Source organism: Kitasatospora sp. NPDC094016 (genome assembly GCF_040304045.1).
Taxonomy (GTDB): domain Bacteria; phylum Actinomycetota; class Actinomycetes; order Streptomycetales; family Streptomycetaceae; genus Kitasatospora.
In genome coordinates, this window is sequence record NZ_JBEOUK010000012.1 from 149,181 (window position 1) to 176,036 (window position 26,856).

At 75.2% G+C, this 26,856-nt stretch carries 13 protein-coding genes; 7 read left to right on the forward strand and 6 right to left on the reverse strand.

The annotated features are described in order from the left end of the window. Positions 1-36: 36 nt before the first annotated feature. From ABT015_RS14620 to ABT015_RS14630, 3 genes are all read right to left on the reverse strand, one after another. Positions 37-1,506, reverse strand: a complete 1,470-nt coding sequence (locus ABT015_RS14620; RefSeq protein WP_350879326.1) for a condensation domain-containing protein — start codon at positions 1,504-1,506, stop codon at positions 37-39. Further along, positions 1,503-14,822 (reverse strand): non-ribosomal peptide synthetase/type I polyketide synthase, encoded by a 13,320-nt coding sequence (locus ABT015_RS14625; protein WP_350879327.1) that lies wholly within the window; start codon positions 14,820-14,822, stop codon positions 1,503-1,505. Before ABT015_RS14625 ends, ABT015_RS14620 begins: the two co-directional genes overlap by 4 nt. Before the next feature lie 157 nt (positions 14,823-14,979). After that, a complete protein-coding gene (locus ABT015_RS14630) occupies positions 14,980-16,278 on the reverse strand; it encodes an MFS transporter (protein WP_350879328.1) in 1,299 nt (432 codons plus the stop codon). 368 nt (positions 16,279-16,646) lie between these two features. On the opposite strand from ABT015_RS14630, the gene ABT015_RS14635 reads away from it, so the two are divergent. Together ABT015_RS14635 and ABT015_RS14640 are read left to right on the forward strand one after the other, a co-directional pair. Next, positions 16,647-17,300: a maltokinase N-terminal cap-like domain-containing protein gene (locus ABT015_RS14635; protein WP_350879329.1), complete on the forward strand. Its 654-nt coding sequence runs from the start codon at positions 16,647-16,649 to the stop codon at positions 17,298-17,300. A gap of 281 nt (positions 17,301-17,581) precedes the next feature. After that, entirely contained in the window at positions 17,582-18,454 is an 873-nt protein-coding gene (locus tag ABT015_RS14640) for a universal stress protein (RefSeq protein WP_350879330.1), read from the forward strand. A gap of 124 nt (positions 18,455-18,578) precedes the next feature. Here the strand turns inward: ABT015_RS14640 and ABT015_RS14645 are convergent, their stop codons facing one another. Both ABT015_RS14645 and ABT015_RS14650 read right to left on the reverse strand, forming a co-directional pair. Beyond that, complete coding sequence (locus ABT015_RS14645) at positions 18,579-19,232, reverse strand: GAP family protein (RefSeq protein ID WP_350879332.1); 654 nt, start codon at positions 19,230-19,232, stop codon at positions 18,579-18,581. Positions 19,233-19,382: 150 nt separating this feature from the next. Continuing rightward, a complete protein-coding gene (locus ABT015_RS14650) occupies positions 19,383-19,952 on the reverse strand; it encodes a TetR/AcrR family transcriptional regulator (protein WP_063351909.1) in 570 nt (189 codons plus the stop codon). Between the two features lie 71 nt (positions 19,953-20,023). On the opposite strand from ABT015_RS14650, the gene ABT015_RS14655 reads away from it, so the two are divergent. Continuing rightward, the gene (locus tag ABT015_RS14655; protein WP_350879333.1) at positions 20,024-20,518 is read left to right on the forward strand and encodes an FBP domain-containing protein; all 495 of its coding nucleotides are present in this window, start codon (positions 20,024-20,026) and stop codon (positions 20,516-20,518) included. A gap of 47 nt (positions 20,519-20,565) precedes the next feature. Here the strand turns inward: ABT015_RS14655 and ABT015_RS14660 are convergent, their stop codons facing one another. Further along, positions 20,566-21,819 (reverse strand): MFS transporter, encoded by a 1,254-nt coding sequence (locus ABT015_RS14660; protein ID WP_350879334.1) that lies wholly within the window; start codon positions 21,817-21,819, stop codon positions 20,566-20,568. A 211-nt stretch (positions 21,820-22,030) separates the two neighbouring features. Between ABT015_RS14660 and ABT015_RS14665 the strand changes: the two genes are divergently transcribed. From ABT015_RS14665 to ABT015_RS14680, 4 genes are all read left to right on the forward strand, one after another. Continuing rightward, the gene (locus ABT015_RS14665) at positions 22,031-22,912 is read left to right on the forward strand and encodes an amidohydrolase family protein (protein ID WP_350879335.1); all 882 of its coding nucleotides are present in this window, start codon (positions 22,031-22,033) and stop codon (positions 22,910-22,912) included. Between the two features lie 229 nt (positions 22,913-23,141). Further along, on the forward strand, positions 23,142-24,122 hold the full coding sequence (locus tag ABT015_RS14670; RefSeq protein ID WP_350879336.1) for a GlxA family transcriptional regulator: 981 nt from the start codon (positions 23,142-23,144) through the stop codon (positions 24,120-24,122). Between the two features lie 165 nt (positions 24,123-24,287). Then, the gene (locus ABT015_RS14675; RefSeq protein WP_350879338.1) at positions 24,288-25,682 is read left to right on the forward strand and encodes a DJ-1/PfpI family protein; all 1,395 of its coding nucleotides are present in this window, start codon (positions 24,288-24,290) and stop codon (positions 25,680-25,682) included. A gap of 326 nt (positions 25,683-26,008) precedes the next feature. Continuing rightward, entirely contained in the window at positions 26,009-26,704 is a 696-nt protein-coding gene (locus tag ABT015_RS14680) for an alpha/beta hydrolase (RefSeq protein WP_350879340.1), read from the forward strand. Positions 26,705-26,856: the final 152 nt, after the last annotated feature.

The window sequence follows — 26,856 nt, forward strand, 5'->3', positions numbered from 1 at the left end:
CCGATCGCACGGCCCGGGGGCGGTCCGTCCGCTCGGTCAGCCCGGCCGGTCCGTCAGGTGCCGGGCCAGGTCGTTCACCAGGGTGTCCAGCCAGGAGCGCACGGTGTCCGGGTCGAACAGGTCGGCGTCGTACTCGGCCAGGCCCCCGTAGCCGTCCGCGTCCGGGGTGAGGACCAGCAGGAGGTCGGAGCGGGCCGAGGGGCCCGGCACGTCCTCGACCTCGGCGGTCAGGCCGGGGAGGTCGAGGACGGCGGGCGGGGTGCTCTGCACGGTGAGCAGGACCTGCGGGTAGGCGTCCGGCAGCCGGACGCCGCGTTCGCGCAGCGGTTCGACCAGCAGGCCGAAGGGGACGGTGGCGTGGTCGAGGGCGGTGGCGATCGCCGTCGCGGCCGTGTCGACCGATTCCCCGAACCCGCCCGGGGGGCGGGTGGGCAGCCGGATCGGGAGGCCGAAGGTGAGCAGGCCGACGACCCCTTCGTCGGCCGGCCGGGTCCGGTTGGCGTGGGAGAGCACCACCAGGGTCTCCGCCGCGCCGCTCAGCTCGCCCAGCAGCCGCGCGAAGGCGGCGAGCAGGACGGCCGAGGCGGTGGTGGAGCGGGCGGCGGCGTAGCGGCCCACCGCCTCGGCCAGTGCCGCGGGGAGGCGGAAGGCGGCCGTGGCGCCCCGCCCGGAGCGCTGTGCGGGGCGGGGCCGGGCGGTGGGCAGCTCCGCCGTCGACGCCACGCCGTCCAGGGTCTTGGCCCAGTGGTCGGCGGCCGCGGCGACGGCGGCGCGGGTGACCACGGTCCGCTCCCAGCAGGCGTGGTCGGTCATCCGGCCCGGGTCCTGCGGCAGCCGCCCGTCCGGGCGGTACAGCGCGCCCAGGTCGGCCAGCAGTGTGGCCAACGACCAGCCGTCGACCGCGATGTGATGCAGTGTCAGCAACAGCATCCAGGCTTCGTCGGCGGGCCGCAGCAGCCGGGCGCGCAGCAGCGGGGCCGTGGCCAGGTCGAACGGGCGGTCACTCTCCGCCCGGCCGGCCTCGGCGAGCGCCGCGTCCCGCGCCCCGGGAGCGAGCGCGCGCAGGTCGGCGACCGGGAGCCGCACCGGGGCGTTCGGCAGCACCTGTTGGAGCAGGCCCAGGTCGGTGTCCCGGTAGCTGGTGCGCAGGCTCTCGTGGCGCCCGGTCAGCGCCGTCAGCGCGGCGGCCAGCCGCTCGGGCTCCAGCGGCCCGCGCAGGGCGATCCGCTGGGTGATGTTCCACACCGCCGGGTCCGCCGCCCGGGCGTGCGCCCGGTGCATCCGGCGCTGCGCCACCCCGGCGGGCGCGGCGGCCAGGGCCGTGCCGGAGCCGGTCAGGGTGGCCAGCAGCCGTTCCCGGTGGGCCCGGACGAGCCCGGTGGCCTCCTCGTCGAGCGCGCCGGGCGGGGCCAGGTAGCCGAGGCGGTCGCCGGTGGTGCGCAGGACGATCTCGCGCTCGTCGAGCAGCCGGACGAGCCGCTGCCAGCCATCGTCGACAGGGGTCACAGCGTGCCCTCCTCGTAGACCGGGGTCTGGCGGTCCTCGGCCTGCGGCTGCTGGGCGGCCATGGCGCGGATGGTCGGGCGGCGGAAGAAGTCCAGGACGCCGGTCCGGATCCCGGTGGCCTCGCGGACCCGGTTCAGCAGCCGGGTGGCGGCCAGCGAGTGCCCGCCGAGGTCGAAGAAGGAGGTCTCCACGCCTGCGGGGCGGCCGAGTTCCTCCTCCCAGAGCCGTTGCACGGTGCGTTCCAGTTCGGTGGCCGGGGCGACGGCGGCCCGGCCCGCGCCCAGCGGCAGCGGCTCCGGCAGGGCGGCGGCGTCCAGCTTGCCGTGCGCGGTGAAGGGCAGCGCCGCCACCGCGGCCCAGAGCCCCGGCACCATGTGCTCGGGCAGCAGGTCGGCCAGGTGGTCGCGGACCCGGGGCAGTTCGGCGGCGGCGCACTGCACGTACCCGGCCAGTGCGGTGGCCGTCCCGGTGCGGCGGGCCGTCACGGCCGCGCCGCGCACGCCCGGGACGGACCGCAGCACCGCCTCGACCTCGCCCGGCTCGATCCGGTAGCCGCGCACCTTGACCTGGCGGTCGGCGCGGCCGAGGTACTCCAGGGTGCCGTCGGGCCGCCAGCGGCCGAGGTCGCCGGTGCGGTAGCGGCGGCCGTCCGGGGTGTCGGTGAAGACGGCGGCGCTCTCCTGCTCCCGGCCGGGGTAGCCGAGCCCGACCTGGACGCCGAGCGCGTGGATCTCGCCGACCGCCCCGGGCGGGACGGGGCGCCCGGCGGCGTCCAGCAGCAGGATGCGGGTGCCCGGCACCGGGCGGCCGATCGCCGCGTGGTCCGGTCCGTCCGGGGCGACCTCGCCGGCCGTGACGGCGTGGGTCTCGGTGGGGCCGTAGTGGTTGACCAGCCGGCAGCCGGGGTTGCGGGCGAGGAAGGCCCGCAGCCCGGTGGTGAGCAGCAACTGCTCGCCGCCCGTGATCAATTCGCGCAGGTGGGGCACCGGCTCGTCGCCGAGGGCGTCGGCCAGCGCGGCCAGCGGGGTGTACGGCAGGTGCAGCCGCTCGGCGCGGGTGGCGCGGACCACGGCGGCCAGCGCCGTCACGTCGTAGCGGGTCTCCTCCTCGATCAGCAGCAGGGCGCCGCCGCCGGCCAGCGTGGTCAGCACCTCCTGGACGCTGACGTCGAAGCCGCAGGAGGCGTACTGCAGGGTGCGGGCGGCCGGGTGCTCGGCGACGTTCCAGGCCAGCAGCGCGGACAGGCCGAGGGTGTGCATCAGCACGCCCTTGGGGCGGCCGGTGGAGCCGGAGGTGTACAGCAGGTACGCGGGGGCCTGCGCGGAGGGGGCGGGCAGCGGCGGCAGTTCGGCGGCGGCGACGACGACAGCGTCGGCCTCGGAGTCCGTCAGGACCGTCGGCAGGGACAGGCCCATCAGGTCCGTGTCCGAGGCGGTGAGCAGCACGGCCGGTGCGCTGTCCGCGGCGATCAGCCGGCAGCGCTCCGGGCCCTGCAGCGGGTCGATCGGCACGTGGACGGCGCCGAGGCGCAGCACGGCCAGCAGCGCGGCCACCTGGTCCACCGAACGCGGCAGCAGCACCCCTACCCGGCTGCCTTCCCGCACCCCGGCGGCCAGCAGCCGGCCGGCCAGCTCGCCGGCCCGGGCGTGCAGCGTCCGGTAGTCCGTCCCGGTGCCGTCGGCGGCGACCACCGCGAGGGCGTCCGGACGGGCGGCCGCGACGGCGGCCACCGTTGCCAGCGGGTGCGCGGGCGCCGGCTGCGCCTCGGGCCCGCACTCCAGGGCGGGGTCGGCCGGGGTGGCCGTCAGTTCGGCGAGCGGGCGGGCCGGGTCGGCGACGGCGGCGGTGAGCAGCCGCTCGAAGGCGTCGAACAGCCGGTCCACCGTGGCCCGGTCGAACAGGGCCTCGGCGTACTCGACGTGGCAGCGGATGCCGTCCGGCAGGTTGGTGAGGAAGAGCGACAGGTCGAAGGCGGAGCGGTCCACCACGTGGTCGAGCGGGCGGGCCGCCACCCCGGGCAGGTCCAGTTCGAAGACGGCGTGGTTCTCGAACTCGACCAGGACCTGGAAGAGCGGGTTGCGGCTGGTGTCCCGCTGCGGGTTGAGCTCCTGGACCAGGACCTCGAAGGGCAGCTGCTGGTGCTCGTAGGCGTCCAGCGCGCTGGAGCGGACCCGGTCCAGCGCCTCGGCGAAGTCCGGTTCCCCGGACAGGTCCAGCCGCAGCGCCAGCGTGTTGACGAAGAAGCCGACCAGGTCCTCGGTGCCCTCGGTCCGGTTGGCCACCGGGGTGCCCAGCACCACCTCGTCCTGGCCGCCGTAGCGCTGCAGCACCCCGGCGAAGGCGGTGAGCAGCACCATGAACAGGGTCGAGCGGCGGCTGCGGGCCAAGTCCCGCAGGCCGTCGGAGAGTTCGGCGGGCAGTTGGCGGACGTGGGAGCGGCCCCGGCCGTCCGGTACCGCCGGGCGCGGCCGGTCGGTCGGCAGGGCCAGCACCGGCAGGTCGCCGCCGAGCACCTTGCGCCAGTACGCGAGGCTCTCGTCGTACGCCCCGGCGGCCACCGCGGCCCGTTCCCGGACGGCTTCGGCGGCCGGGGTGGTGGTGAGCACCGGCAGCCGGGCGGGGCGCTGCTCCCGGGCGGCCCGGTACAGCTCGCCCAGTTCCCGGGTGATCACCACGGTGGACAGGGTGTCGATCACGATGTGGTGCATCGACAGCACCAGGACCTGCCGGTCGGGCCCCGTCTCCAGCAGCCGGGCCCGGAACAGCGGGCCCTCGGTCAGGTCGAAGCGGCGGCTGCCCTCGGCGGCGACCAGCGCGGCCACCGCCTCGTGCTCGGGCCCGTCGGCCGCGGCCCGTTCCAGCAGCGGCCCCTCGGGTACCGGGAGCACCTGCTGGAACGGTTCGCCGTCCTGCTCGCGGAAGGCGGTGCGCAGCCCGACGTGCCGTTCGAGCAGCGCGCGCAGCGCGGTGTCGAGGGCGGCCGGGTCGAGCGGGCCGTCCAGCTCGATGGCCTTGACCTCGTTGTACTGCCCGGTGTCGGGCAGCATCCGGTGCAGGAACCACATCCGCTGCTGCGCGTAGGAGAGCGGGGCGCCGCGCTGGGTGGAGCGGCGCAGGGCGTCGATCTGCGGCAGGCCGGAGGCCACCAGGTCGGGGGCGAGCCCGAAGTCCACGAAGCAGGCGATCTCGTCCGCGCCGGCCGCCCGCAGCTCGGCCAGCACCGACCGCACGCTCTCCGGGGTGCCGATCAGCGCGCGGGAGGCGCAGTACCGCTCGTAGGCGCGCTCCAGCACGAACTCCAGGTCCTCCTCGCGGGTGTTCTCGAAGTCCAGGGTCAGGCCGAGGCTGTTGGCCATCTGCCCGAACAGCGAGAGCGAGGAGCGCAGGTAGTGGCAGAACGGGCGGTACGCCTGCTCGCGGGCGGTGGCGAGGTCGGTGCCCAGGTAGGTGTGGACGAGCACGACCACCCGGCCGGCCTCCGGGTCGAGGCCGTGCTCGGCCCGGGTGCGCCGGTAGAGCGCGACGTTCTCGGCGAGCTGGGCGACGTCCTGGGTCATCAGGTTGGTGATGATGCCCAGGTCGTGCCGGGCGGCCTCGCGGAAGCTGTCCGGGTTGCCGACGATCGCGGTGAACATGGGCGGCTGCTCCTGCAGCGGGCGCGGGTGCAGGGTCACCTCGATCGGCTCCCCCTTGCCGTTGCGGCCCCGGTAGGGCTCGCCGCGCCACAGTGCCCGGACGGTGTCGATCTGCTGGTGCATCAGCTCCTTGTGGCCGCCGTAGTTCTCGGGGAAGAACAGGAAGTCGTTGGGGTGCCAGCCGCTGGCGCAGCCCAGGCCGACCCGGCCGCCGGACAGGTTGTCGACCACCGACCACTCCTCGGCCACCCGGACGGGGTGGTGCAGCGGCAGGACCGCGCAGCCCGCGTTGAGCCGGATCCGGGTGGTCTCCCGGGCCAGTGCGGCGGCCAGCACCGAGGGGTTGGGGAAGATCCCGCCGAAGGAGTGGAAGTGGCGCTCCGGCAGCCAGACGGCGTGGAAGTCGTGCCGGTCGGCGAAGCGGGCGCTCTCCAGGACGATGCGGTACTTCTCGTCCTCCGGGGAGTCCAGGGGGTAGTCGCCGAAGAAGTAGAGGCTGAAGTCGACCGGGCGCTGCGGGTCGCCGACCGGGAGGTACGGTGCCCCGGCGGGCTCCGTGGTGCCGGTGGTGCCGGTGCTCGTACGGTCGTCCGCCGCGGGCGCCGGGAGTGCGGCCGCCGGGCGCGGGGCCGGGAGCCGTACCCCGGGCGAGGCCGGGAAGAAGCCGCCGCGCCGCAGGTCGCGCAGCGAGTCGCGGACCGCGTCGACCACGAACTCCAGGTCGCCGTCGGTGTGGGCGGTGGAGAGGAAGAAGTTGCGCCACTCCCACACATAGACCCCGCGGGTCAGCAGCTGCGGGAAGAGCAGTTCCATGTCGGCCCGCGGCTCGAACCGGAACAGCGAGCCGAAGTGGGCCAGCCGCAGCGGGAACTCCTCCTCCTCGAAGAACCCGTTGAGAGCCGCGGCCAGCTCGTCGGTGCGGGCGTTCAGCCGCTCCTGCAAGCCGGGGCCGGACGCCTTGAGGTGGCGCAGCACGGCGCCCGCGGCGGTCATCGCCAGCGGGTGCTGGATGTAGGTGCCGCCGAAGAAGGTGGTGTCCTTGGGCGGGTAGCTGTCGTCCCCGTAGTCCCAGTGGCCGCCGTCGATCCCGTCCAGGATGTCGGCGCGCCCGGCGATCGCGCCGATCGGGTAGCCGCCGCCGAGCACCTTGCCGTAGGTGGAGACGTCCGGGGTCACGCCCCAGAAGCCCTCGGCGCCGCGCAGGTGCGGCCGGAAGCCGGTGAGCATCTGGTCGAAGACGAGCACGATGCCGCGGCGGGTGGTCAGTTCGCGCAGCGAGCGGACGAACTCGACCGGCTGGCGCCCCGGGTGGCGGCTCTGCACCGGCTCGACCAGCACGGCGGCGATCCGGTCGCCGAGCTCCTCGATCACCTGGAGGCTCTCCGGATCGCCGTACCGCAGCACCACGAGGTCGGCGACCGCGCTGCCGGGGATGCCGGTCGACACCGGGACGGTCTCCCGGTCGGCGCCGCGGCCCACGGTCCGGCCCAGGGTGTGGTCGAAGTGGCCGTGGTAGGAGCCCTCGAACATGACGATCTTGTCCCGGCCGGTGTACGCGCGGGCCAGCCGGATCGCCCCGGCGTTCGCCTCGGTGCCGGAGTTGGCGAACGCGACCCGCTCGGTGCCGGTCAGCTCCGCCAGCAGTTCGGCGGCCTCGCCGGTCTCCGCGCCACGCGGGCCCAGCCGCAGTCCGCCGGCCAGGTGCTCGCGGACGGCGTCGGTGACGAACTCCGGGTCGTGGCCGAACAACAGGACGCCGAAGCCCATGGTGATGTCGACGTACGTGTTGCCGTCGAGGTCCTCCAGACGGGAGCCCCGGGCCCGGCGGGCGGCGAGCGGGTAGAGCATCTCCTTGGTCGCGGAGCGGAAGCCGACCACGGCGCGGCTGTCCGCGAGGGTGCGCCGGTGGCGGCGGGTGACCGCCTTGGAGGCGGCGGTCCGGGCGGTGAAGCGGGCGACCAGCTCGTCCACGTGGGCGCGCTGCTGGTCGGTCAGGCCGCCGGAGGCCATGCCGGACTCCCGGGGGACGGTCACCCGGGGGCCGTGTACCTGCGGGGCGGGCGGGGTCGGCACGGGTGCGGGGGCAACTGCAGGGGCGGCGGCCGGGGTGACGGCGGGGGTGACGGCCGGCGGCAGGGCGGCGGGGACGGCGGCCCCGGGGAGCGCGGGCGGCGGCGCGCCCGTCCCGGCCAGCAGGCCGAGCTGGTCGCGCATCAGGTCGGAGAACTGGCCGAGCAGGGCGAGCTGGCGCTCGATCAGGCCGGTGCCGTCGGCCACCGGGGCGAGCGCGGGCTGCGGCGCGGGGTGGACGGGCGGCGCGAGGTGGACGGGCGGCGCGGGGACGGCGGCCGCCGCGACCGCCTGGGGCGGGGCTGGCGGAGCCGGTATCGGCGCCGCTTCCGGGGCGGAAACAGGGGCGGCGGCAGGGACGGCGGCAGGGACCGGTGTCGGAGCCGCCGCCGGCTCGGGCGCGGCGGCCGGCAGCAGCGCGTCCCGGACGGCGGGCTCCAGGCGGCCGGCGATCAGCCCGGCCAGCCGGGCCGGGGTGTCCGCCGCCTCGAACAGTTCGCGCATCGAGACCCGCACCCGGAAGGCCCGCTCCAGGTCCCGGATCATGTTGATCATCGAGAGCGAGTCGGCGCCGAGGTCGAAGAAGGGCTCGTCCGCTCCGACCGACCCCTCGTCGTGGCCGAGCTGGCGGGCCGTCTGCTCCAGCACCTGGCGCAACACGGCCTCCTCGGCCAGTTGCTCGGGGCTCGCCGTGGGTGTCGCCGCGACGGGCGCCGGGCCGGCAGGCCCGGGGCCGGGCGTCGATACGGCCTCGGGTACGGCCGACGGCGGAACGGGCTGCTGGGGCGGCGGTGCCTGGTGCATGGCGGAGTCCTCGGTGGTCGGCCGGTCGGGGGCGGTGAACCAGTGGCGGCGGCGCTGGAAGACGGTGGTCGGCAGGGGGACGCGGCGGGCCGGACCGTCCGGCCAGTCGCGGGCGGCGGCGAAGCGCGCCCAGTCGAGCGGGACACCGTGGGACCACAACGCGGCGGCCGCGACGCCGAACTGCCGCTCCGGCGGTGCGCCGCGCCGGGCGCCGGCCACGAAGTGGCGGTGCGGCAGCTCCCGGCGGCCCATGCCGGTGAGCGTCGGGTGCGGGCCGAGCTCCAGGAAGAGCTCGTGGTCCTGCCCGTCCAGGGCGGCCAGGACCAGGTCGAAGCGCGCGGTCTCCCGGGTCTGCCGGACGAAGTAGTCGGGCGTGGGCACGGTGCCGGGAGCCAGCACCTCGCCGCCCAGGTTGCTCACCAGCGGCACGGTCAGCGGCCGCAGGCGCAGCCGGGCGAGCTGCTCGCGGAACGGGTCGAGCACCGGGTCGAGCAGGCGGGAGTGGAAGGCCCGGTCGGTGGCGAGCCGTTCGGTGGTCACGCCGTCGGCGGCCAGCACGGCCTCGGCTGCCGCGATCTCGCGCGGCGCGCCGGCCAGCACGCACTGGCCGGCGCCGTTGACCACGGCCAGCTCCACCCCGGGCAGCCAGTCGCCGAGCGCGGCGAGCCGCTGCGGGCCGGCCATCACCGCCGTCATGGCGCCGGGCTCGGTCGCCCGGTGCATCAGCCGCCCGCGCAACGCGGTGAGGAACATCCCGTCGGCGAGGCCGAGCGCGCCCGCCGCGTGGAAGGCGGCGTACTCGCCGGCGCTGTGCCCGGCGACCGCGGCCGGACGGAGCCCGAGTTCCTGCCAGAGCCGCAGGTAGGCCGCTTGCAGGGCGAACAGCGCGGGCTGCGCCGCCTCGGTGGTCCAGGCGTCGTCGGCGCCCTCGGGCACGGCGTCGAGCAGCAGCGGCAGCAGCGGCTCGCCCCAGGCGTCGCGGTGCAGCCGGTCGCACTCGTCCAGCACGGCCCGGAAGACCGGGAAGGCGCGGTGGAGTTCGGCGGCCATGCCCCGGTACTGGGCGCCCTGGCCGGTGAAGAGCAGCACCGGCTGCACGTCGCCGCGCCGGGCCTCGCGGTGGACGGGGACGGCGCCGGAGGTGCGGCCCGCAGCGGGTACGGCGCCGGAGGTGCGGCCCGCGAGGTGGGCCTCCAGGCCCCGGCGCAGTTCGTCGGGGTCGGCGCCGGTGACGGCGAGGCGGTGGCGCAGCGCGCGACGGCCGCCGCCGAGGGTGAGCGGCAGGTCGCCGGGGGCGGGGGCGGGCCCGGTGGCCAGTCGGTCGCGGAGCAGGCCGGCCAGGGCGGTCAGGCCCTGCTCGGTGCGGGCGGACAGCGGCAGCACGGTCGGGGCGGGGCGCGGGTCGGCGCTGCCGGTTGCGGCCGTCGGCGCCTCCTCCAGCACCAGGTGGGCGTTGGTGCCGCCGACGCCCAGCGCGCTGACCCCGGCCCGGCGCGGGGCGGGGCCGGCCGGCCAGTCCCGGCGCTCGGCGGAGAGCCGGAACGGGCTTCCGTCCAGCTCCAGGGCGGGGTTGGGGCGGCTGAAGTTGACCAGCGGCGGGATCGTGCCGTGCCGCAGCACCAGCAGGGCCTTGATCAGCCCCGCCATTCCCGCGCAGGTGTCCAGGTGGCCGATGTTGGGCTTCACCGAGCCGAGCGAGCAGAAGTCGGCGGCCTCGGTCCGGGCGCGGAACGCCTGGGCCAGCGCCCGGAACTCGATCGGGTCGCCGAGCGGGGTGCCGGTGCCGTGCGCCTCGATGTAGCCGACGCTCTCGGCCGGCACCCCGGCCAGGTCCAGGGCCCGGCCGACCACGGCGGCCTGCCCGTCCACGCTGGGCGCGGTGTAGCCGACCTTGAGCCCGCCGTCGTTGTTGACGGCCGAGGCGAGGATCACGCCGTGCACGGTGTCGCCGTCCGCCAGTGCCCGGTCCAGGCGCTTGAGCAGGACGGCGGCGACGCCGTTGCCGCCGACCGTGCCGCCGGCCGCCGCGTCGAAGGCCCGGCAGGCGCCGTCCGGGGAGAGGATCGACCCCTCCTCGTAGCGGTATCCGGCGGCCTGCGGGATGTGCAGGGCGGCGGCCCCGGCCAGCGCCAGGTCGCAGTCGCCCGCCAGCAGCGACTGCGCCGCCAGGTGCACCGCGACCAGCGAGGTCGAGCAGGCCGTCTGCACGCCGATCGCCGGCCCGGTCAGGCCCAGCCGGTAGGCGACCCGGGTGGCGGCGAAGTCGGCCTGGTTGCCGATCGCGGTCTGGAGCGCGGCCACCGGCTCGGCCGGGTCGGCGGTGGCGGCCAGGGTGTGCTGGTAGTAGTTGCGCAGCGCGTACAGGGTCATCCCGGTGCCGGCGAAGACTCCGACCCGGCGGCGCGGGTCGGGGGCGTCGTAGCCGCCGTCCTCCAGGGCCTGGCGGCAGATCTCCAGCAGCAGGCGCTGCTGGGGGTCCATCAGCGCCGCCTCGGTGCCGCTGATGCCGAAGGCCTCGGCGTCGAAGCGGTCGGTGTCGGGCAGCGCACCGGTCACCGGGACGAAGTCGGGGTGGCGGTACTCCGCCGGGCGCAGGCCGGCCGCCGCCAGCTCGTCCTCGGTGAACCGGGTGGTGCTGCGGACGCCGTCGACGATGTTGCGCCAGTACTGCTCGGGGGTGTCGGCGCCGGGGAAGCGCAGGGCCAGGCCGACGACGGCCACCCGGCGGTCGTCGCCGACCGGGCCGCCGTCCCGGCCGCCGGGCGCGGTGGTGGCGGTCGTGGCGGCGGTGGACTCGGCGGGCGCTTCGGCCAGGTGCGCGATCAGGGCGTCCACGGTGGGGTGCCGGAACAGCTCGGTGGGCGCCGGGGGTGTCGGCAGGACGGCGCCGAGCGCGCCGTGCACCCGCATCAACTGCAGTGATCCAATGCCGAGTTCGGCGAGCGGTCGGCCGGGGTCGAGCGGGGTGTCGAGGACGGCCTCGAAGGCGTCCAGGACGGCTCGGCGCAGCTCGGCGGTGGCAGCGGCGGCGGGCCCGGTGGCGGCGGACGGTACAGCGGCGGACGGTACGGCGGCAGCCGGCTCGGCGGCCCGCTGCGGGGCCCGCTCGTCGGCCGGCCGTCCGACGGGCCGTCCGACGGGCGCTTCGCGGACCGGTCGCGGTGCGGTGGCCAGCAGGCGGCGGCGCGCGGCGGGGGCGCTCGGGTCAGGCCCGGCGTACCAGCGGCCCGGGGCGGCGGCCAGCAGCAGCGAGGCCAGTCGGCGGCCGTGCGCGGCGCTCAGCACGGCGATGCCCCGGTCTGCGGCGGCCTGCTCGTGGTCGGTGGCGCGGTTCATGCCGACCCCGCTCCACAGGCCCCAGGAGATCGTCCAGGCCGGGGCCCCGGTCTCCCGGTGCAGCCGGTCGACGGCGCTCTCCAGGTAGCGGTTGGCGGCGGCGTACGCCGTGGAGCCGACGGCCTCCTGGAAGCCGACCATCGAGGAGAAGCCGACGAACTGGGCGCCGGGCCGCTTGCGGACCAGCTCGACGAGGTGGTCCGTGCCGGTCGTCTTGGCGCGCACCGCCTCGCGCCAGTCGTCGGGGCCGGTGTCGGAGAGCAGCGCGAGCCGGTAGCTGCCGGCCAGGTGGAGCACGCCGTCCAGCGGTGCCTGCCAGTCCCGTTCGGCCTCGGCGACCACCGCCGCCAGCTGCTCGGGGTCCGTCACGTCGGCGCGGCGGTAGTCGACCCGGCCGCCGTAGGAGGACAGCCGGTGCAGCGCGGCGCGGCGCTCGGCCGCCTCGGCGGTCGGCGCGTCCAGGTCGGTGCGGCCGATCACCAGCAGCCGGGAGCCGTGGTCGCGGAGCAGGCCGGGCAGCAGCTCGGCGGCGATCCCGCCGAGGCCGCCGGTGACCAGGTAGCGGGCGCCGGGGGTGAGCAGTGAGCAGCCCTCGGTTGCGCTCCCGGCGTCGGGGTCGGGGTCAGTCCCGCTCACGGACCCGCTCACGGTCCCGCTCACGGACCCGGCCGGTCCCAGCCGGGGCACCCACGGGCGGCCCTCGCGCCAGGCGCACTCCGACTCCGGCCGGGGCTCGGCCAGCAGGGCGAGCAGCGCGGCGGCCTGCTCGGCGGCCGGTGCGCCCGCCGGCAGGTCGATGTGCCGGGCGGCCGGCACCAGTTGCTCGGCCCGCGCTCCGGCGGTCAGCGCCGCCGTCAACTCAGCGGCAGGGTCCGGGAGTTCGCCGGACAGCACAGCATGCAGCCCGGCACTGACGGTGACCAGCTCGGCGGTCGGCGGCCGGCCGGCCAACGCCCGCAGCAGGGCGAGCAGCGCTTCGTCCCGCGCAACGGCGTCCGAGGGCCGCGGCGCGCCCTCGGGCCCCGCGCCCCACAGGTGCACCACCCGCGCGGGGCGCTCCTCGCCCAGCGCCCGCAGCCACTCCCCCGGATCGGCGGTCGGCGGCCGGTCCACCACCACAGCCTGCGGCAGGGCGGCGCTCAGCGCCTCGGCGAGGGTGCCGGGGCCGGCGGGGCCGAGCAGCAGGGTCGGCCCCGCCGGAGCCCCGTCGACCGGAGCCATACGGGCCTGCGGCACCGGGCGGGGCTCCCAGACGAGTCGGCGCACGCAGTCCGGCAGGGTCCGGGAGTTCGCCTCCGCCAGGTCCAGGGCCACGATGTGCTCGTCGAGTTCGCCGTCGAGCAGCCGCCGGCGCAGCGCGGTGCGCTGGATCTTGCCGCTGGTGGTGCGCGGGAACTCCGACGGCGGCACCGGCAGCACCAGGGCGGGGGCGGGCTGTCGGCGGGCGGCCAGCAGCCGCCGGATCTCGGCGGCCACGGGCGGTGCGGGGGCGTCCTGGTCGTTCGGCACGTAGGCGACCACCAGTTGCTCGGTGCCGGTGCGGTCGTCCGGGACCCCGAAGGCCGCGACGTGCCCGGAGCGCACCCCCGCCACCGAGGCGACCACGTCCTCCAGCTCGTGGCAGAAGTAGTGCACCCCGTTGACGATGATGATCTCCTTGCGACGGCCGGTGAGCACCACCTCCCCGTCGGCCAGGAAGGCCAGGTCCCCGGTGTCGAACCAGCCGTCGCCGACGAAGGACTCCCGGTCGGCGGCCGGGTTGTTCAGATAACCGGGCGTCACCCGGCCGGAGTTGACCTGGAGCCGGCCGACCCAGTGCTCGGGCAGGGCCCGGCCGTCCTCGCCGGCCACCCGCATCCGGGTGCCGGGCGCGGGGCGCCCCATGCTGAGGAAGCCGGTGCCGCGCTCGTTCGAGGCCGGGTCGGCGGGCTCCAGGCGGCCGGTCAGCGAGTCGGTGCGCACCAGGCGGCGGGCGCCGTCCTCGTGGTAGCGCTTGTAGGTGATCACGGTGCAGGTCTCGGCCATGCCCCAGCCGAGCAGGACGTGGTCCGCGCGGACGCCGAACGGCCCGGTGGCGGCGAGGAATTCGTCCAGCACCGCCTCGGTGCACTGCTCCCCGGCGTTGATCAGCGACTTGAGCGCGGAGAGGTCCCAGTGCCGGCCGGGACCGGCGGCCCGGACCGCCTCGGCGACCAGCCGGAAGCCGAAGTTGGGCGACCAGGAGTGCGCGCCCCGGTAGCGCTCCAGCGCGTCCAGCCAGACCAGCGGGTCGGCGAGCACCAGTTCGGTGGGCACCTGCACCTGGTCGGCGGCCAGCGCCACGTCCCGCAGGTGGAACATCAGCAGCCCGGCGACGTGGTCCAGCGGCAGCCAGTTGACGGTGACGTCCTCGGGCGAGCTGCCCTGGGAGGTGGCGCCGGCCACGTACTCCAGGATGCCGCGGTGGGTGATCTGCACCGCCTTGGACCGGCCGGTGCTGCCGGAGGACAGCTGGAGGATCGCGACGTCGCCGGGGTCCGGGGCGTGCTCGGCGCCGGGCGCCGCGCCGGTGGCGGCGCCGGTGCCGGCGGGCCGGTCGACCGCGATGACCCGCAGGCCGGGCGCCGGGTAGAGCTCCCCGAGCCGTGCCAGGCCCGCCACGGCCGGGCCGCAGGCGAGCACCGGCGGCTCCTCCAGCGTCTGCCAGGCGTGCCAGAGCTTCTCCAGGACGGGGTTGCGCTCGTCGTAGGCCGGCGGGCGGGCCACCGTGACCGGCTGCACCCCGCCCAGCAGGCAGGCCCACAGGGTGGGGAAGTAGCGCTCCGGGTCGGGGACTTGGAGGATCACCCGGTCGCCTGCCCGCAGCCCGGCGGAGGTGAGCAGGGCGAGGGTCTCCCGAGCCTGCTCCAGCAGTCGGCGGTAGGTCAGCCGGGTCGCCCCGCCGTCGGCCCGGACCAGGTGCAGGCCCCGCCCGGGGTGCCGCTCGGCTGCGCGCAGCAGCGCCTCGGGCAGCGTCCGGGGCGCGTCCGGCGCCTGCTCGGGCAGCGGGGCGCCGACCGCCTCGGTCCCGGAGCCCCCGGGGGCGGCCGTCGGGCCGTCCGGGGCGGGGCCCGTCACCGTCCCGGTGTCGCCGAACGGCCGCCAGTGCGCGGTGAGTTCGCGCAGGTGGCGCAGGGCGGGCCCGGGCTCGGCGGGTGGCCGGGCGGCGGCGGCCGCCAGTGCGGCGCGGTCGGGCTCGCCCTGCGGGGTGCGGACGATGCCGTCCAGGAGGTGCACGTCGGCGCTCGGGTCGGCGTCCAGCAGGGCCGCGGTGGCCCGGCGGCGCAGCGCGGCGGTGTCGGTGTCGGCGGCGGGCACCAGGTAGGCCAGCAGTCCGGAGCGGCCGTCGGCGCGCTCGACCGGCAGCAGCGCACAGTCGGCGACCTCGGGACGCAGCAGCAGCCGGGCCTCCAGGGCACGCAGCCGGGCGCGGTCGGGACCGGTGGAGCTCATCAGGTACGGCACCTTTCGGATCGGTGCCGGGGCGCGCGGGTACGGACCGCCCCGGGGTACGGAGGGTGAGCGGATCGGGCAGGTGCCTGCGGCGCGGTGGCGCCGGCGGATCCGGTGGCGCGGTGCTTGTGTCGGGGCGGGTGCGTCGGGGTGGGGGTCAGCGTTTGCGGGAGCGGGCGACCACGACCAGGAAGCCGAGTGCCAGCACGATCGGGACGGCGTGCGAGACGCCGACCACGGTCAGCGGGCTGAGCAGCGCCAGCAGCGATCCGCTCAGCAGCATCCCGGTGCCCATGCCGACGTTCTCGGCGGAGGTCAGCAACCCGAAGGCCTGGCCGCGCCGTTCGTCGGCGAGGGCCTGGATCCGGGTGGTGTACGAGATCTCGGTGAAGCCGTCGCCGAGCCCGGCGCCGATCGCCGCCAGCAGGAACAGCGGGGTCGGCAGCCCGGTGAAGACCAGGATGAAACAGCCGGACATCAGACAGGTGCCCAGGGCGAAGGCGCGCTCGCCCGGTTCGATGCCCCGGCGCAGCAGGAGCCGGGAGACCAGTTGCTGGGCGCCGAGGTTGCCGACCGCCCAGGTGGCCCAGAACATGCCCAGCAGTGCGGCCGGGTTGCCGGGAGAGTGCTGGTTGGCGAAGACCGGCAGGCTGATGTTGTGCGCGGCCGAGCCGAAGGCGTCCAGCAGCCGGATCGCCGCCATCGCCCCGACCACCGGGGCGGCCCGCAGGACGATCAGCGCCTGCCACCGGCTCCCGAGCCGTTTCGTCCCTCCGGCGGGCCCGGCGGCATCGGTGGCATCGGTGGCATCGGTGGCATCGACAGCTTCCGTGGCGGGCTGCTCGGCGGGCTCGGCCCGGGTGCGCAGCGGCAGCCGGAGCACCACCGCCGCGAACACCAGGAAGCTGGACGCGTCGATGAGCAGCGCCGCGCGGAACCCGGCCCAGGCCACCACCACGCCGGCGGAGGCGAAGCCGAGCACCATGGCGGCCGAACGGCAGCTGGCCATCAGGCTGTTGGCACGGGCCCTGCGTTCGGATCCGACCATCTCCGGGATGCTGGTCCGCAGCGCGACGGCGCACACCGCGGCCGCGCCGCCGAAGACCAGCGCGAGCGAGTAGAGCACCGGGATGCGCGCGGGGACGGGCGCGAGCGCCACCACGACCAGGGCCAGCGCCTGGGCCAGCGCGCAGCCCGTCATCAGCCGCCGCCGGTCGGTCCGGGCCACCAGGCGCCCGGAGACCAGCCCGCCGACGAGGCCGCCGGCCAGTCGGATGATCAGGTACCCGGCCGTGCCGAGCGCGTTCCCGGCCGCCTCGTAGGCGAACAGGCTGAGCGCCACCAGGTCGAGCTGGCTCCCGTACGTGGACAGGGCGTCGCCCAGTGCCAGCCGGTAGAACACCCGGGGCAGCTTGTCGACGGTCTGGTGCGGTACTTGCTGTGCAGTGTCCGGCACCGGTCCCCCAGGCACGCCGTGTCGGTCGGTTCAGTGTGACATTGCACTGCAATCTAAGGGTGACCCCGCAGCAGATCAAGACCTTGATCGCCTGCTTGTCCGAAAGATCGCAAGTTCGGCCGACCCGGAACCATCTTTCCAGCCAGACTGGCGAGTTGGTGCCGGTACGCCCTACCGCCCGACGGCCGCGCGGGTGCCGGGCGGCAGGCCCGCCGGTGGACGACGCAGGACAGGAAGGCGAGTTGGGCCAGGAGCAGGGCCAGGCCGGAACGGCAACGAACGTCGAGGCAGAACCTGCTTGCCCGTCAGTCCCGTACGGGTGGGAGGGTATGACCGTCGCACCCGTACAACGGAGGAGAACCCCCGGCATGTCCGTCATCCACCACACCACCCTCCAGCCGAGCAAGCTGGAGCTGCTCGCCTCCTGGCTCCCCTCCCGCCCCTGGTACCGCGGCGGCGCGGGCGCCCCGGACCTGGCCAAGGCCGGCGGCTTCCGGCTGGACGACCCGCAGGGCGAGGTCGGGATCGAGTTCATGGTGGTCACCGACACCTCAAGCCCCGCCCCCGCCACCTACTTCGTCCCGCTCACCTACCGCGGCGCCCCGCTCGACGGGGCGGAGCACGCGCTCGTCGGCACCATGGAGCACGGCGAGCTGGGGCGGCGCTGGGCCTACGACGGCTGCCACGACCCGGTGCTGGTCGCCCAGTTGTCGGCGCTGGTCGAGGGCCGGGTCCAAGCCCAGGACCAGAACATCAGCGACACCCCCGACCTGGAAGTCACCCGCTCCTACCGCGGCGACACCCCCCTGAGCCCCACCGCCGCCGCCGACGACCAGGAGGGCACCGCGCTGTCGGCACCCCGGGGCGCGACCCTGCGCCTGCACCGGGTGCTGCACCCCACCGCCGCCGCGGCCCTCCCGGCCCCGGAGACCGCCGGCCACCTCGGCGGCGTCTGGCAGCTGCCCGACGGCACGCGCGCACGGGGCCTGTTCGCCGTCCTGCACCCCGCCCCGCGCGCCTGACCGGCGCTCCGACCAGCCACGTTCCCCAGGCCGATCCGCCGAGCCGGGGCCGGACCGCCCGGGGCGCGGCCCGCGCCGGGAGGCGCCGGGAGGCGCCGGCAGCGGCTCCCGCCGATACTGGCCGGGGTGCCCGGGCCACGTACGGCCTGCGGGACGCGGCATGGACCACGGTCGCGGCGTCCGGCTCGACCGCCCCTTCCGGCGGGCGGTCGGAACGGTCGCCGCCGCCCTCGACTCGCTGCGGGCCTGCCCGGCCCGGGCCCGACCCCTGGGAGGTCGCCGTGAACGGTCCCGCCGCCGTGAACGGTCCCGTCGTCGCGGGTTTCGACGGTTCGCCGGAGAGCCTCGCCGCCACCGCGTGGGCCGCCCGGGAGGCGCTGCGCCGCGGGCTCGCCCTCGAACTCCTCCAGGCCTGGCCCTGGCCCAAGCGGGACTCGGTCGGCACCGACGAGGTGTACAACCGCAGCCGGGACGCCCTGGCCGCCCGCGAGGCGGAACTGCGCGCCACGCACGCCGGCCTCCAGGTCTCCTCCCGCCAGGTCCCCGACGACCCGGCCAAGGCGCTGGAGACCGCCGCCCGGACCGCCGCCGTGCTCGTGCTCGGCTCCCGCGGGCTGGGGCCCGTGCGCGGCTTCCTGGTCGGCTCGGTCAGCCAGGAGGTGCTGCGCCGGGCCACCTGCCCGGTGGTGCTGGTCCGGGCCGGCGAGGGCGAGCGGGGCGCCGCCACCGACCCCGTCCTGGCCGGCGTCGACCTCGCACATCCGCCGGACGACGTCCTCGCGTTCGCCTTCGAGGCGGCCGCCCACCGCTCGGCACCCCTGCGGATCGTCCACGTCTGGGCGCCGCCGGCCGGCAGCGAGTACATGGCGTTCGACGCCATCGGAGGGCTGGAGAAGGAGCTGTCCGCCTCCGAGCGGAAGCGGTTCGCCGACGTCCTGGCCCTCTGGCTGGCCCGCTACCCCCAGGTGACCGTGACGTCCGAGCTCGTCCGGGGCAGCGCCGCCATCGTCCTGGTGGAAGCGTCGGAGACGGCCCGGCTGGTCGTCCTCGGCCGCCACGTCCGGCGGATGCCTCTCGGCACCCACCTCGGCCCGGTGGCGCACGCCGCGATCCACCACGTCCGCTGCCCGGTCGCCGTCGTCCCGGACAGCTGACCGGCCGCGGGGGCCGCCACCCGCGGCCCCATCCGTCCAGTTGAAACCGGTCATCCCGGGGATGTCCGCGCAGGCGATCGGTGCGGTGCGGCGGGCTCCGCCGCGGAGGCGGCCCTCACGCCGGTCACAGCCCGCCGGCACCCTCGATGACGAGGAGCACCCCGATCACGGCGAGGACCAGAGCGGTGACGGTGCTGTTATGGGTCTCCAACCAGCTCCTGGCCCTGCCCAGCGGAGTGAGGACACGCTCCCCCCGCGCGAGGTGGAGCAGCAGCGGGAGCACGACGGTGGAGACGGCGAGCGCGGTGAAGACCGCCACGGCGACGACCGTGCGGGGCGGGCCCAGTTCGGCGGAGCCGATGGTCAGCCCTGCCGCCGTGGACAGCAGGATGGTCTTCGGGTTGGCCCCCGACAGCAGGAGACCCAGCCGCAGGGCCTTGGCCGGCGTGGCATCCGTGAGGCTCCGCATCCAGGCCGGGGTCCCCTTCCTGCCGCCGGAGTGCCACTGCCGCCCGGCGAACAGGACGAGGACCGAGCCGAGGACGACCTTGGTCCAGGACGCCCAGGTGGGGGTCTCCTCGCGGGTCTCGATGACGGCCGCGAGTGCCGTGAACGCGGACGCCGCCACGAGGATTCCGGCCGCCCACCCGGCCAGGAAGGCCCCGGCCGTGGCCCTGGGCCGGGGAGTGAACAGCAGGAGGAGCGCCGGCACGATCGGCAACGGCGACAACGCGATGGCCAGGGCAAGCGGCGCCACCTCGCTCAACACGACGTTCACGGACAACCTTCCTCCCGCCGCTTCACAGCACTCGCCCGCCCTCGTTGTTCGGTTCCATCAGACGACAACTGCGGACCGTGAGGTCGGGTTGCGCCGGTCGGCGTGTCGGCCCGCGGGGGCCGCTCGTTTACGATCGCGGCGAGCGGGCGGTCAGGCCGCCGGCCAGTTGCGCAGCAGTGCGTCGAGGGCGTCGAGGATGCGCGCCCAGGTGTCCTCCGTGCCGCGCGGGGTGTGCTGGAAGCTCCCGGCCCGTTCCAGGGCCACGTAGCCGTGGAAGGTGCTGCCGAGCAGCCGTACGGCGTCGGTCTCGTCGGGTTCCGCGAGGTCGTAGCCGCGCAGGATCGCGCGCGTCATCTGCGAGTGCCGGACGCCGGCGCTGGCGCGCGCGGTCTCGGGGTCGAGTTCGAGCTGCGCGGCGGCGTAGCGACCGGGGTGTTCGCGGGCGTAGTCGCGGTAGGCGTTGGCGAAGGCGGCCAGGGCGTCCTTGCCGGCGCGGCCGGCCAGGGCGGCGGCGACCCGGTCGGCGAGTTCCTCGAGTGCGAGCAGGGCGATCCTGGTCTTGAGGTCCTGGGAGTTCTTGACGTGCGAGTACAGGCTCGCGTCCTTGACGCCGAAGTGTCGTGCCAGCGCCGAGACCGTGACCTTGTCGAAGCCGACCTCGTCGGCCAGTTCCGCTCCCGCCCGGGTGAGTCGTTCCGCGTTCAGTCCTACGCGCGCCATGGCCTTCCCTCCGATCGACTGAGGCCATTATACATTTGCCTAATAGTCCTAGGTAATTTACGTTGGCCTCTATGAAGCCGTTGACCGAGCAAGAGATCCGTACCGCCTTCCTGAACTGCAGCAAGGGCGAGGCGAAGCGACTGCACATCCCCCGCGACCTGGCCGAACAGCCCTGGGACGACCTGGACTTCCTCGGGTGGCGCGACCCGCAGGCACCCGATCGCGCCTATCTCGCGGCCGAGTTCGACGGCCGCGTGGTGGCGGTCGCGCTGCGCTCCTCCGGTGCCGCCTCCTGGCAGGCCCGGCGCAGTATCTGTTCGCTCTGCGTGACCACCCACACCGGAGGCGTCTCGCTGCTGGTCGCGCCACTGGCCGGGAAGGCGGGCAAGCAGGGCAACTCCGTCGGCGCCTACATGTGCAGCGACCTCGCCTGCTCGCTCTACGTGCGCGGCAGGCGGGAGACCGGCACCCGGCTGCACGAGTCGCTCACCGTCGAGGAGAAGATCCGGCGCACCATGGCCAACGTCGCCGCCTTCGTCGCCAAGGTCACCGCGTCACCCGCGTGACCCATGACGGACATCGCCCCGGTTCGCGGTGCCGCACACCACGGCAGTCAGCCGACGATGCGCTCCGGACGGGCGGCGGGGGCCGGGTCGTGGGGCAGTTCGCGGTCTCGGGTCTCGGGGAGGCAGATGGCGGCGATGGCGGCCAGCACGTAGGCGAGCCCCGCGAAGAGGGCGATGCTCGCCGCGAGTCCGAGGCGCCCGGAGAGGTAGCCGACGAGGGCGGGGAAGGCGGCGCTGACGATGCGGCCCAGGTTGTAGCAGAAGCCCTGCCCGGTACCCCGGACGCGGGTGGGGTACAGCTCCGCGAACAGTGCGCCCAGTCCGCCGGGGATGCCGGCCGAGCAGAACCCGAGCGGCGCGCCCGCGACGAGGGTGCCGAGATCGCCGAGTGGCAGCAGCAGGTAGGGAACGAGGGTCACGAGACAGCCCAGGGCGAAGAGGACGACGTTGCGGCGGCGGCCGATCCGGTCGGAGAGCCACCCGGAGGCGAGGTAGCCGAGGAACGAGCCGGCGATGAAGACCGCGAGGTGCCCGCTGCCGCCCATCACCGACAGGTGCCGGGTGGTGTGGAGGTAGGTGGGCAGGAAGGTGGTGAGGGCGTAGTAGCCGCCGTGGCTGCCGAGCCCGAGCAGCGCGCCGAACACGGTGACCCTCAGCAGGCCGGGGCGGAAGATCTCCGTCGGCGACGCCTTCTCCCGCCGCCGCTGGTCGGCCGTGGGGTCGGCGATCCCCCGGCGGAGGGCGAGCACCAGCAGGGCGGGCAGCACGCCCAGCCAGAACATCGCCCGCCACGCCCAGGCCTGCGGCAGGACGGCGACCAGCACCGAGTAGGCGGCGAGGGTGAGGGCCCAGCCCACGGCCCAGCCGCTCTGCACCGCCCCGAGGGCCCTGCCCCGGTACCGCGTGGTCACGTACTCGCTGATCAGCACCGCGCCCGCGGCCCACTCACCGCCGAAGCCGATCCCCTGCAGGCAGCGGAAGGCCAGCAGGGATTCGAAGCCGTCGGCGAAGCCGACGAGCGCGGTCGCCACCGCGTACCAGGCGATGGTGAAGCGCAGGACGGCCACCCGGTCCCACCGGTCGGAGGCCGCCCCGGCCAGCCAGCCGCCGAGCGCGGTGCAGACCAGGGTGACCGAGGAGGCCAACCCGCCCTGGCCGCTGGTGAGATGCCACAGCGCGGTGAGGGTCGGCAGCACCAGGCCGTAGATCTGCGCGTCGGCCCCTTCCAGCGCCCAGCCGCCGAAGGTGGCCCAGAACGCCCGTCGGCCCGCGGGCGTTGCCGAGCGGTACCACTGACGCATGCTCGCTCCTTACCCGAGGTCGATGCGGTAGCAGTCGGTGCGGTGGCGGAAGCCGACGACCGGCGCGGCGCGGCGGCAGCGCCTCCGCGGCACCGGCCGCCCTGAACGTGAGCACGTCAGTACGTCGTCGAACACGCAGGCCAATATGACAGTCGGTCAGGTGAACGTCCAGAGACCCCCGGTCCAGAGACCCCGGACCTACCATCGACGGGTGATCTGCGAATCGGCCGCGTCGGCGGAGTCGGCGGAGTCGGTGGAGTCGGTGGAGTCGGTGGACACCCACGCCCACGTGTTCCACCGCGGCCTGCCCAGGGTCGACCGCCCCCGCTACGTGCCGGACTACGACGCCCTCCCGGCGACGTACCTGGCGCTGCTCGACCGGCACGGCATCGGTGGCGCGATCCTCGTCCAGCCGAGCTTCCTGGGGTCGCGCAACGAGTTCCTGCTCGGCTGCCTGGCCCGGCACCCCACCAGGTTCCGCGCCGTCATCGTGCTGGACCACGACCGGCCCTGCCGAGCGGACGCGCTCGCCCCGCTCGCCGTCGACGGCGTCGCGGGCATCCGCCTCAACCTGATCGGCCGCCGGGTGCCCGACCTGGCCGGTCCGCACTGGCGGCAGGTGGCCGTACTGCTGGCCGAGCGCGGGCAGCACCTGGAGGTGCACGCGGCGGGCGAACAGTGGACGGCGATCGCACCCGCCCTCCGTAGCTGGCCGTCCCCCGTGGTGATCGACCACCTCGGCCTGCCGGGCGCATCCGAGGGCGCCGACCGCGCGGTACTGGACCTGGCTACGCGCGACCACGTGTGGATCAAGGCCTCCGCGCCCTACCGCTGCGCCCCCGGCGCGGCGGGCCTCATGCTGCGGCGCGTGCTGGAGGAAGCTGGCCACCAGCGCCTGCTGTGGGGCAGCGACTGGCCCTGGACCCGCCACGAACGCAACAGGACGTTCGCCGATTGCCTCGCCTGGCCGGCCGCGCACGTCGACCCGTCGGTCCTGCACGCCGCCGTCACCGCGAACCCGGCCCGGCTGCTGAACTGGTCCCCCGGGCGGCGAGCGGTATCCGGACCGCAGCTGCAGGCGCAGGCGCAGTGAGCCTCCGCCGACTTGAAGCCGCAGGCCGTAGGGCTGGTGTGACCGGTGTCGGGGTGCTCGTGCCGGTCGTGGGTGGTTGTCTGCGGAGTGGGCGGCCTGACGATCACGAAAGGCGACGTCTCACGACGCCTGATCGCGTTCCACAGCTGGGACGGCAGTGCCGAATCTGTCCGCCGCCCGTCCCTGGGAGACCTCGTGCGGACGGTTCGTGGCGGCCTACCGTGGCGGGGTGAGCGAGGAGACGAACGGGCGTACCGGGCGGGTGCTGGTCCTGGTGCTGCCCGAGGTGAATCTGCTGGACCTCGGTGGTCCTGTGCAGGTGTTCGACGCTGCGGCGCATCTCGGCGGCGGCTACCGGCTGGAGTTCGTCTCCGAGGCGGACGGTCTGCGGTCCGCGCAAGGCCTGCGGCTGGCGGGGCTGGCACCGCTGTCGACGAGCCGGGCGGCAGCCGGTGATCTGGTGCTCGTGCCGGGCCCCCGGCTGACCGGATCAGACCGGCCGGTGGCACCCGCCGTGGTGCGCTGGGTGCGCGAGGCCCACGACGCGGGTGCCCGGGTGGCGTCCGTGTGCAGCGGTGCAGTCGTTCTGGGGGAGGCGGGGCTGCTGGACGGCAGGGCGTGCACGACCCACTGGTCGCTCACCTCGGCGATGCGCGACCGGTACCCGCGGGCCCTGGTGCGTGAGGCCGCGCTCTACGTGCACGACGGGCGGATCAGCACCAGCGCGGGCATCTCGTCGGGGATCGATCTCGCACTGTCCCTGGTCGAGCGGGAGCACGGCCCCGAACTGGCCGCGGGAGTCGCGCGTGAACTGGTGCTGTACCTGCGGCGGGACGGGGACGCGGCACAGATCAGCCCGTTCCTGCGGCACCGCGACCATGTCCAGCCCGCGGTGCACCGGGTGCAGGACCATCTGGCGCAGCATCTGGACGTCGCCTTCACCCTGCGTGAACTCGCAGGCATCGCCGGGCTGTCCCCGCGCGGTCTGACGCGGGCCTTCACCACGGCTGCCGGTATCACCCCGTTCGCCTACCAGCGGCAACTGCGACTGGAGCGGGCCCGCACCCTGCTGTCCGATACCGACCTGACGGTGGAGGCGGTCGCGCTCCGGTGCGGATACCGCGACGCTCGGCAACTGCGCCGGGTGGTCGCCGACGCCTTCGGAGCGCCGCCCTCGCTGCTGCGCGCACCACCGCGGCCGACTGCCTGACGGACTGGCATCCCCGACGAAGGGGCCTCCTTCCCGGCCGTTTCCCCTGCTTCTTCCCCTTCTTTCCCTTCCTCTTTCCCGTTTCCCGTTTCCCGTTTCCACGAGGGCCGACGGCACCGTGCTGCCAGAAACGTGCCCGGATTGTTGAGGTATGTCTTGCTTGAGATGAGTTCCGAGACGCGCAAGGGGCACCGGGTGCTGCGCCGCACCGGCTGGGTACTGCTGGGCACAGCCCTGGCGACTGCGTCCTTCGCGGGGATCGCCTTCGCGGGGGTGAACGCGTCGATGGCCGACAGCTTCGCCGCCGCCCCTCACGGATCCGATGCCGGGGTGTGGCCTGCCGCCCGGCCGGTACCGGAGGGCAGGATCACGGTGGCGGTCGCGGTAGGCAACGAGGGCTCCGTGGCCACCGATGTACTCGCGCCCTACCAGGTGTTCGCCGAGTCTCGGGACATGTTCGTCTACACGGTGGCGGCCGAACGCCGTGTCTCCCCGCTGTCCGGCGGCGCCCATCTGCTGCCCGACCACACGCTGACCGAGGTGGCGGACGGCACTCTGCCGGAACCCGACGTGGTCGTCGTGCCCGCCGTGACCGACCCCACCGGCGCGGGCGAGGAGCGCCTGCGCCGGTGGATCGTCGAACGCCACCACAAGGGCGCCCGGATCCTCGGGGTGTGCGCGGGCTCCGAACTCCTGGCCGCCTCCGGTCTGCTCGACGACCGCGACGCCACGTCGTTCTGGGCCAACATCACCTCCCTGGAACGCAGTTACCCGAAGGTCGCTTGGAAGCGAGGGCTGCGCTACGTCGAGGACGGGCGGGTGACCACCACCGCAGGCGTCACCTCCGGCACCATGGGTGCGCTGCGGTTGGTCGAGGAACTGGCCGGCACAGCGGAGGCGACCCGTATCGGCACCGGCCTGTCCTACCCCGGCTGGACTCCGGACGGACCGACCGCGATACCGGCCAACCATCTCGCCCTCGGCGATCTCCCGTACGCCTTCAACGCCGCATTCCCATGGCTGCGCCCCACCACGGCCATCGGACTGGTCGACGGAGTCGAGGAGATCGACGCGGCCGCCGCGTTCGAGGGATACGGCGGAGTCTCCTTCGCCACCCGGACGCTGGTGATCGGCGCCGGTGACACCGTCACCACCCGCCACGGCCTGGTCCTCGTCACCCGATCGGCGAAGGGGGGCGCCCACGGGGCGGATCGCTTCGTGGTGCCCGGCGTCAAGAACACCTCCGACCTCGGCAGCGCGCTGGACGGCTGGGCCCGCCGCAACGGGCTCGCCGCCGAACTGCCCGGCGGAGGAAGGCGGTCCGGGGAGTTCGGCTTCGATCCGGTGCTGCGGGACCTTGCCGAGAACAGCGACCGTCGCACGGCGCTGGCCACCGCGAAGTTCTCCGAGTACCCCTCGGCCCACCTGGAGCTGACCGGCGCGTCCTGGCCCTGGCGGTCCACTCTGCTGGCCGCGGCGGCGGTCGTCGTGAGCGTGGGGGTGGGGCTGGCACCGACGGCGATCCGACACACGGTTCGACGGCGGCGCCCCGCGGCGTAGCTCCCCTGACGCTGCGGGCATGCTGCCGCCGACGCAGGGGATGCGACGACCGGCACCTGGCCCACCCGCCTGGACTCGCCCACGAGCCGCCGAACGCGTCCGCGCCCCGACCGACGCCCAGCGATGACACGTCCGGGGACGTGACGTGACGGCGTTTCCCCGGCGGCGCCCGAGGTGGCGGATCCTCGATCGCAGCGCTTCCCCGGTAAGTGTCCCTGGATCCGGGGCGACGCCGTCCACAGCGATGCGCCCTTCGCCTCCCCGCCGTAACGGCGGCCGCGTCTACCGTTGGTCGGACGACGGTCGAGGTCGACGCGGAGGTGGCGATGAGGGTCGTGTTCGTGCACGGGGCGTGCGTGCGGGACGGTTCGTGGTGGTGGCACCGCGCCGCCGGCCTGCTTCAGGAGCGAGGGGTTCCGAGCGTGGCCCCGGCGCTGCCGAGCTGCGGCGAGGCGGGCCCGCCCGGCGGCGTCGGCGGTCCGGGCCTGCCCGAGGACGTCGCCGCGGTGCGGCGGGTGCTGCAGGCCGGCGACGAGCCGACCGTCGTGGTCGCCCACAGCTACGGCGGTGTCGTCACCGCGGAAGCCGCCGCTGGAGTCGGGGCGGTGCGCCACCTGCTGCTGGTCTCCAGCTACCTGCCCGAGGTCGGACAGAGCCTGTCGGAGTTCGGGGACGGCCGCCCCGCCCCGTTCCTCGACGTCGACCCCGACGCCGGCACGTTCGGGGTCCGCTCCGAGCTGCTCGTGGACACGTTCCTCCAGGACTGCGACCCCGAGGTCCAGGCGCAGGCGGCGGGCCACCTCGCCCGGCAGAGCGTGCAGGTGACCGGGCAGCCGGTCCGGGCGGCCGCATGGCAGCAGGTGCCCTCGACCTACCTCGTCTGTGCCCAGGACCGGGGCACCCCACCGCAGTTGCAGCGCGAGTTCGCTCGCCGGGCCGGCAGCGTCGTCGAGCTCGACGCCGGCCACCACCCGTTCCTGTCCCAACCGGCAGCGGTCCGGGACCTGCTGCTGAGCCTGTGACGGCGGCGGCCGAACACCTCATCGGACAGACCTCGACCGCCGGATGTCGCCGGCGACGAGGTCACCGGGCGGTCTGGAACCGGTAGACCTTCCGGCCGCCGGCGGACCCGGCCAGGGTGGTGGGGCGCCAACCGGCCGCAGGTCCGCACAGC

What these genes read in the sequence shown, in the direction of transcription:
- ABT015_RS14650 (WP_063351909.1), bottom strand. Translation starts at nt 19,952, where the DNA reads ATGGCGCGCGTAGGACTGAACGCGGAACGACTCACCCGGGCGGGAGCG.
- ABT015_RS14635 (WP_350879329.1), top strand. Translation starts at nt 16,647, where the DNA reads ATGTCCGTCATCCACCACACCACCCTCCAGCCGAGCAAGCTGGAGCTG.
- ABT015_RS14675 (WP_350879338.1), top strand. Translation starts at nt 24,288, where the DNA reads ATGAGTTCCGAGACGCGCAAGGGGCACCGGGTGCTGCGCCGCACCGGC.
- ABT015_RS14625 (WP_350879327.1), bottom strand. Translation starts at nt 14,822, where the DNA reads ATGAGCTCCACCGGTCCCGACCGCGCCCGGCTGCGTGCCCTGGAGGCC.
- ABT015_RS14660 (WP_350879334.1), bottom strand. Translation starts at nt 21,819, where the DNA reads ATGCGTCAGTGGTACCGCTCGGCAACGCCCGCGGGCCGACGGGCGTTC.
- ABT015_RS14655 (WP_350879333.1), top strand. Translation starts at nt 20,024, where the DNA reads ATGAAGCCGTTGACCGAGCAAGAGATCCGTACCGCCTTCCTGAACTGC.
- ABT015_RS14680 (WP_350879340.1), top strand. Translation starts at nt 26,009, where the DNA reads ATGAGGGTCGTGTTCGTGCACGGGGCGTGCGTGCGGGACGGTTCGTGG.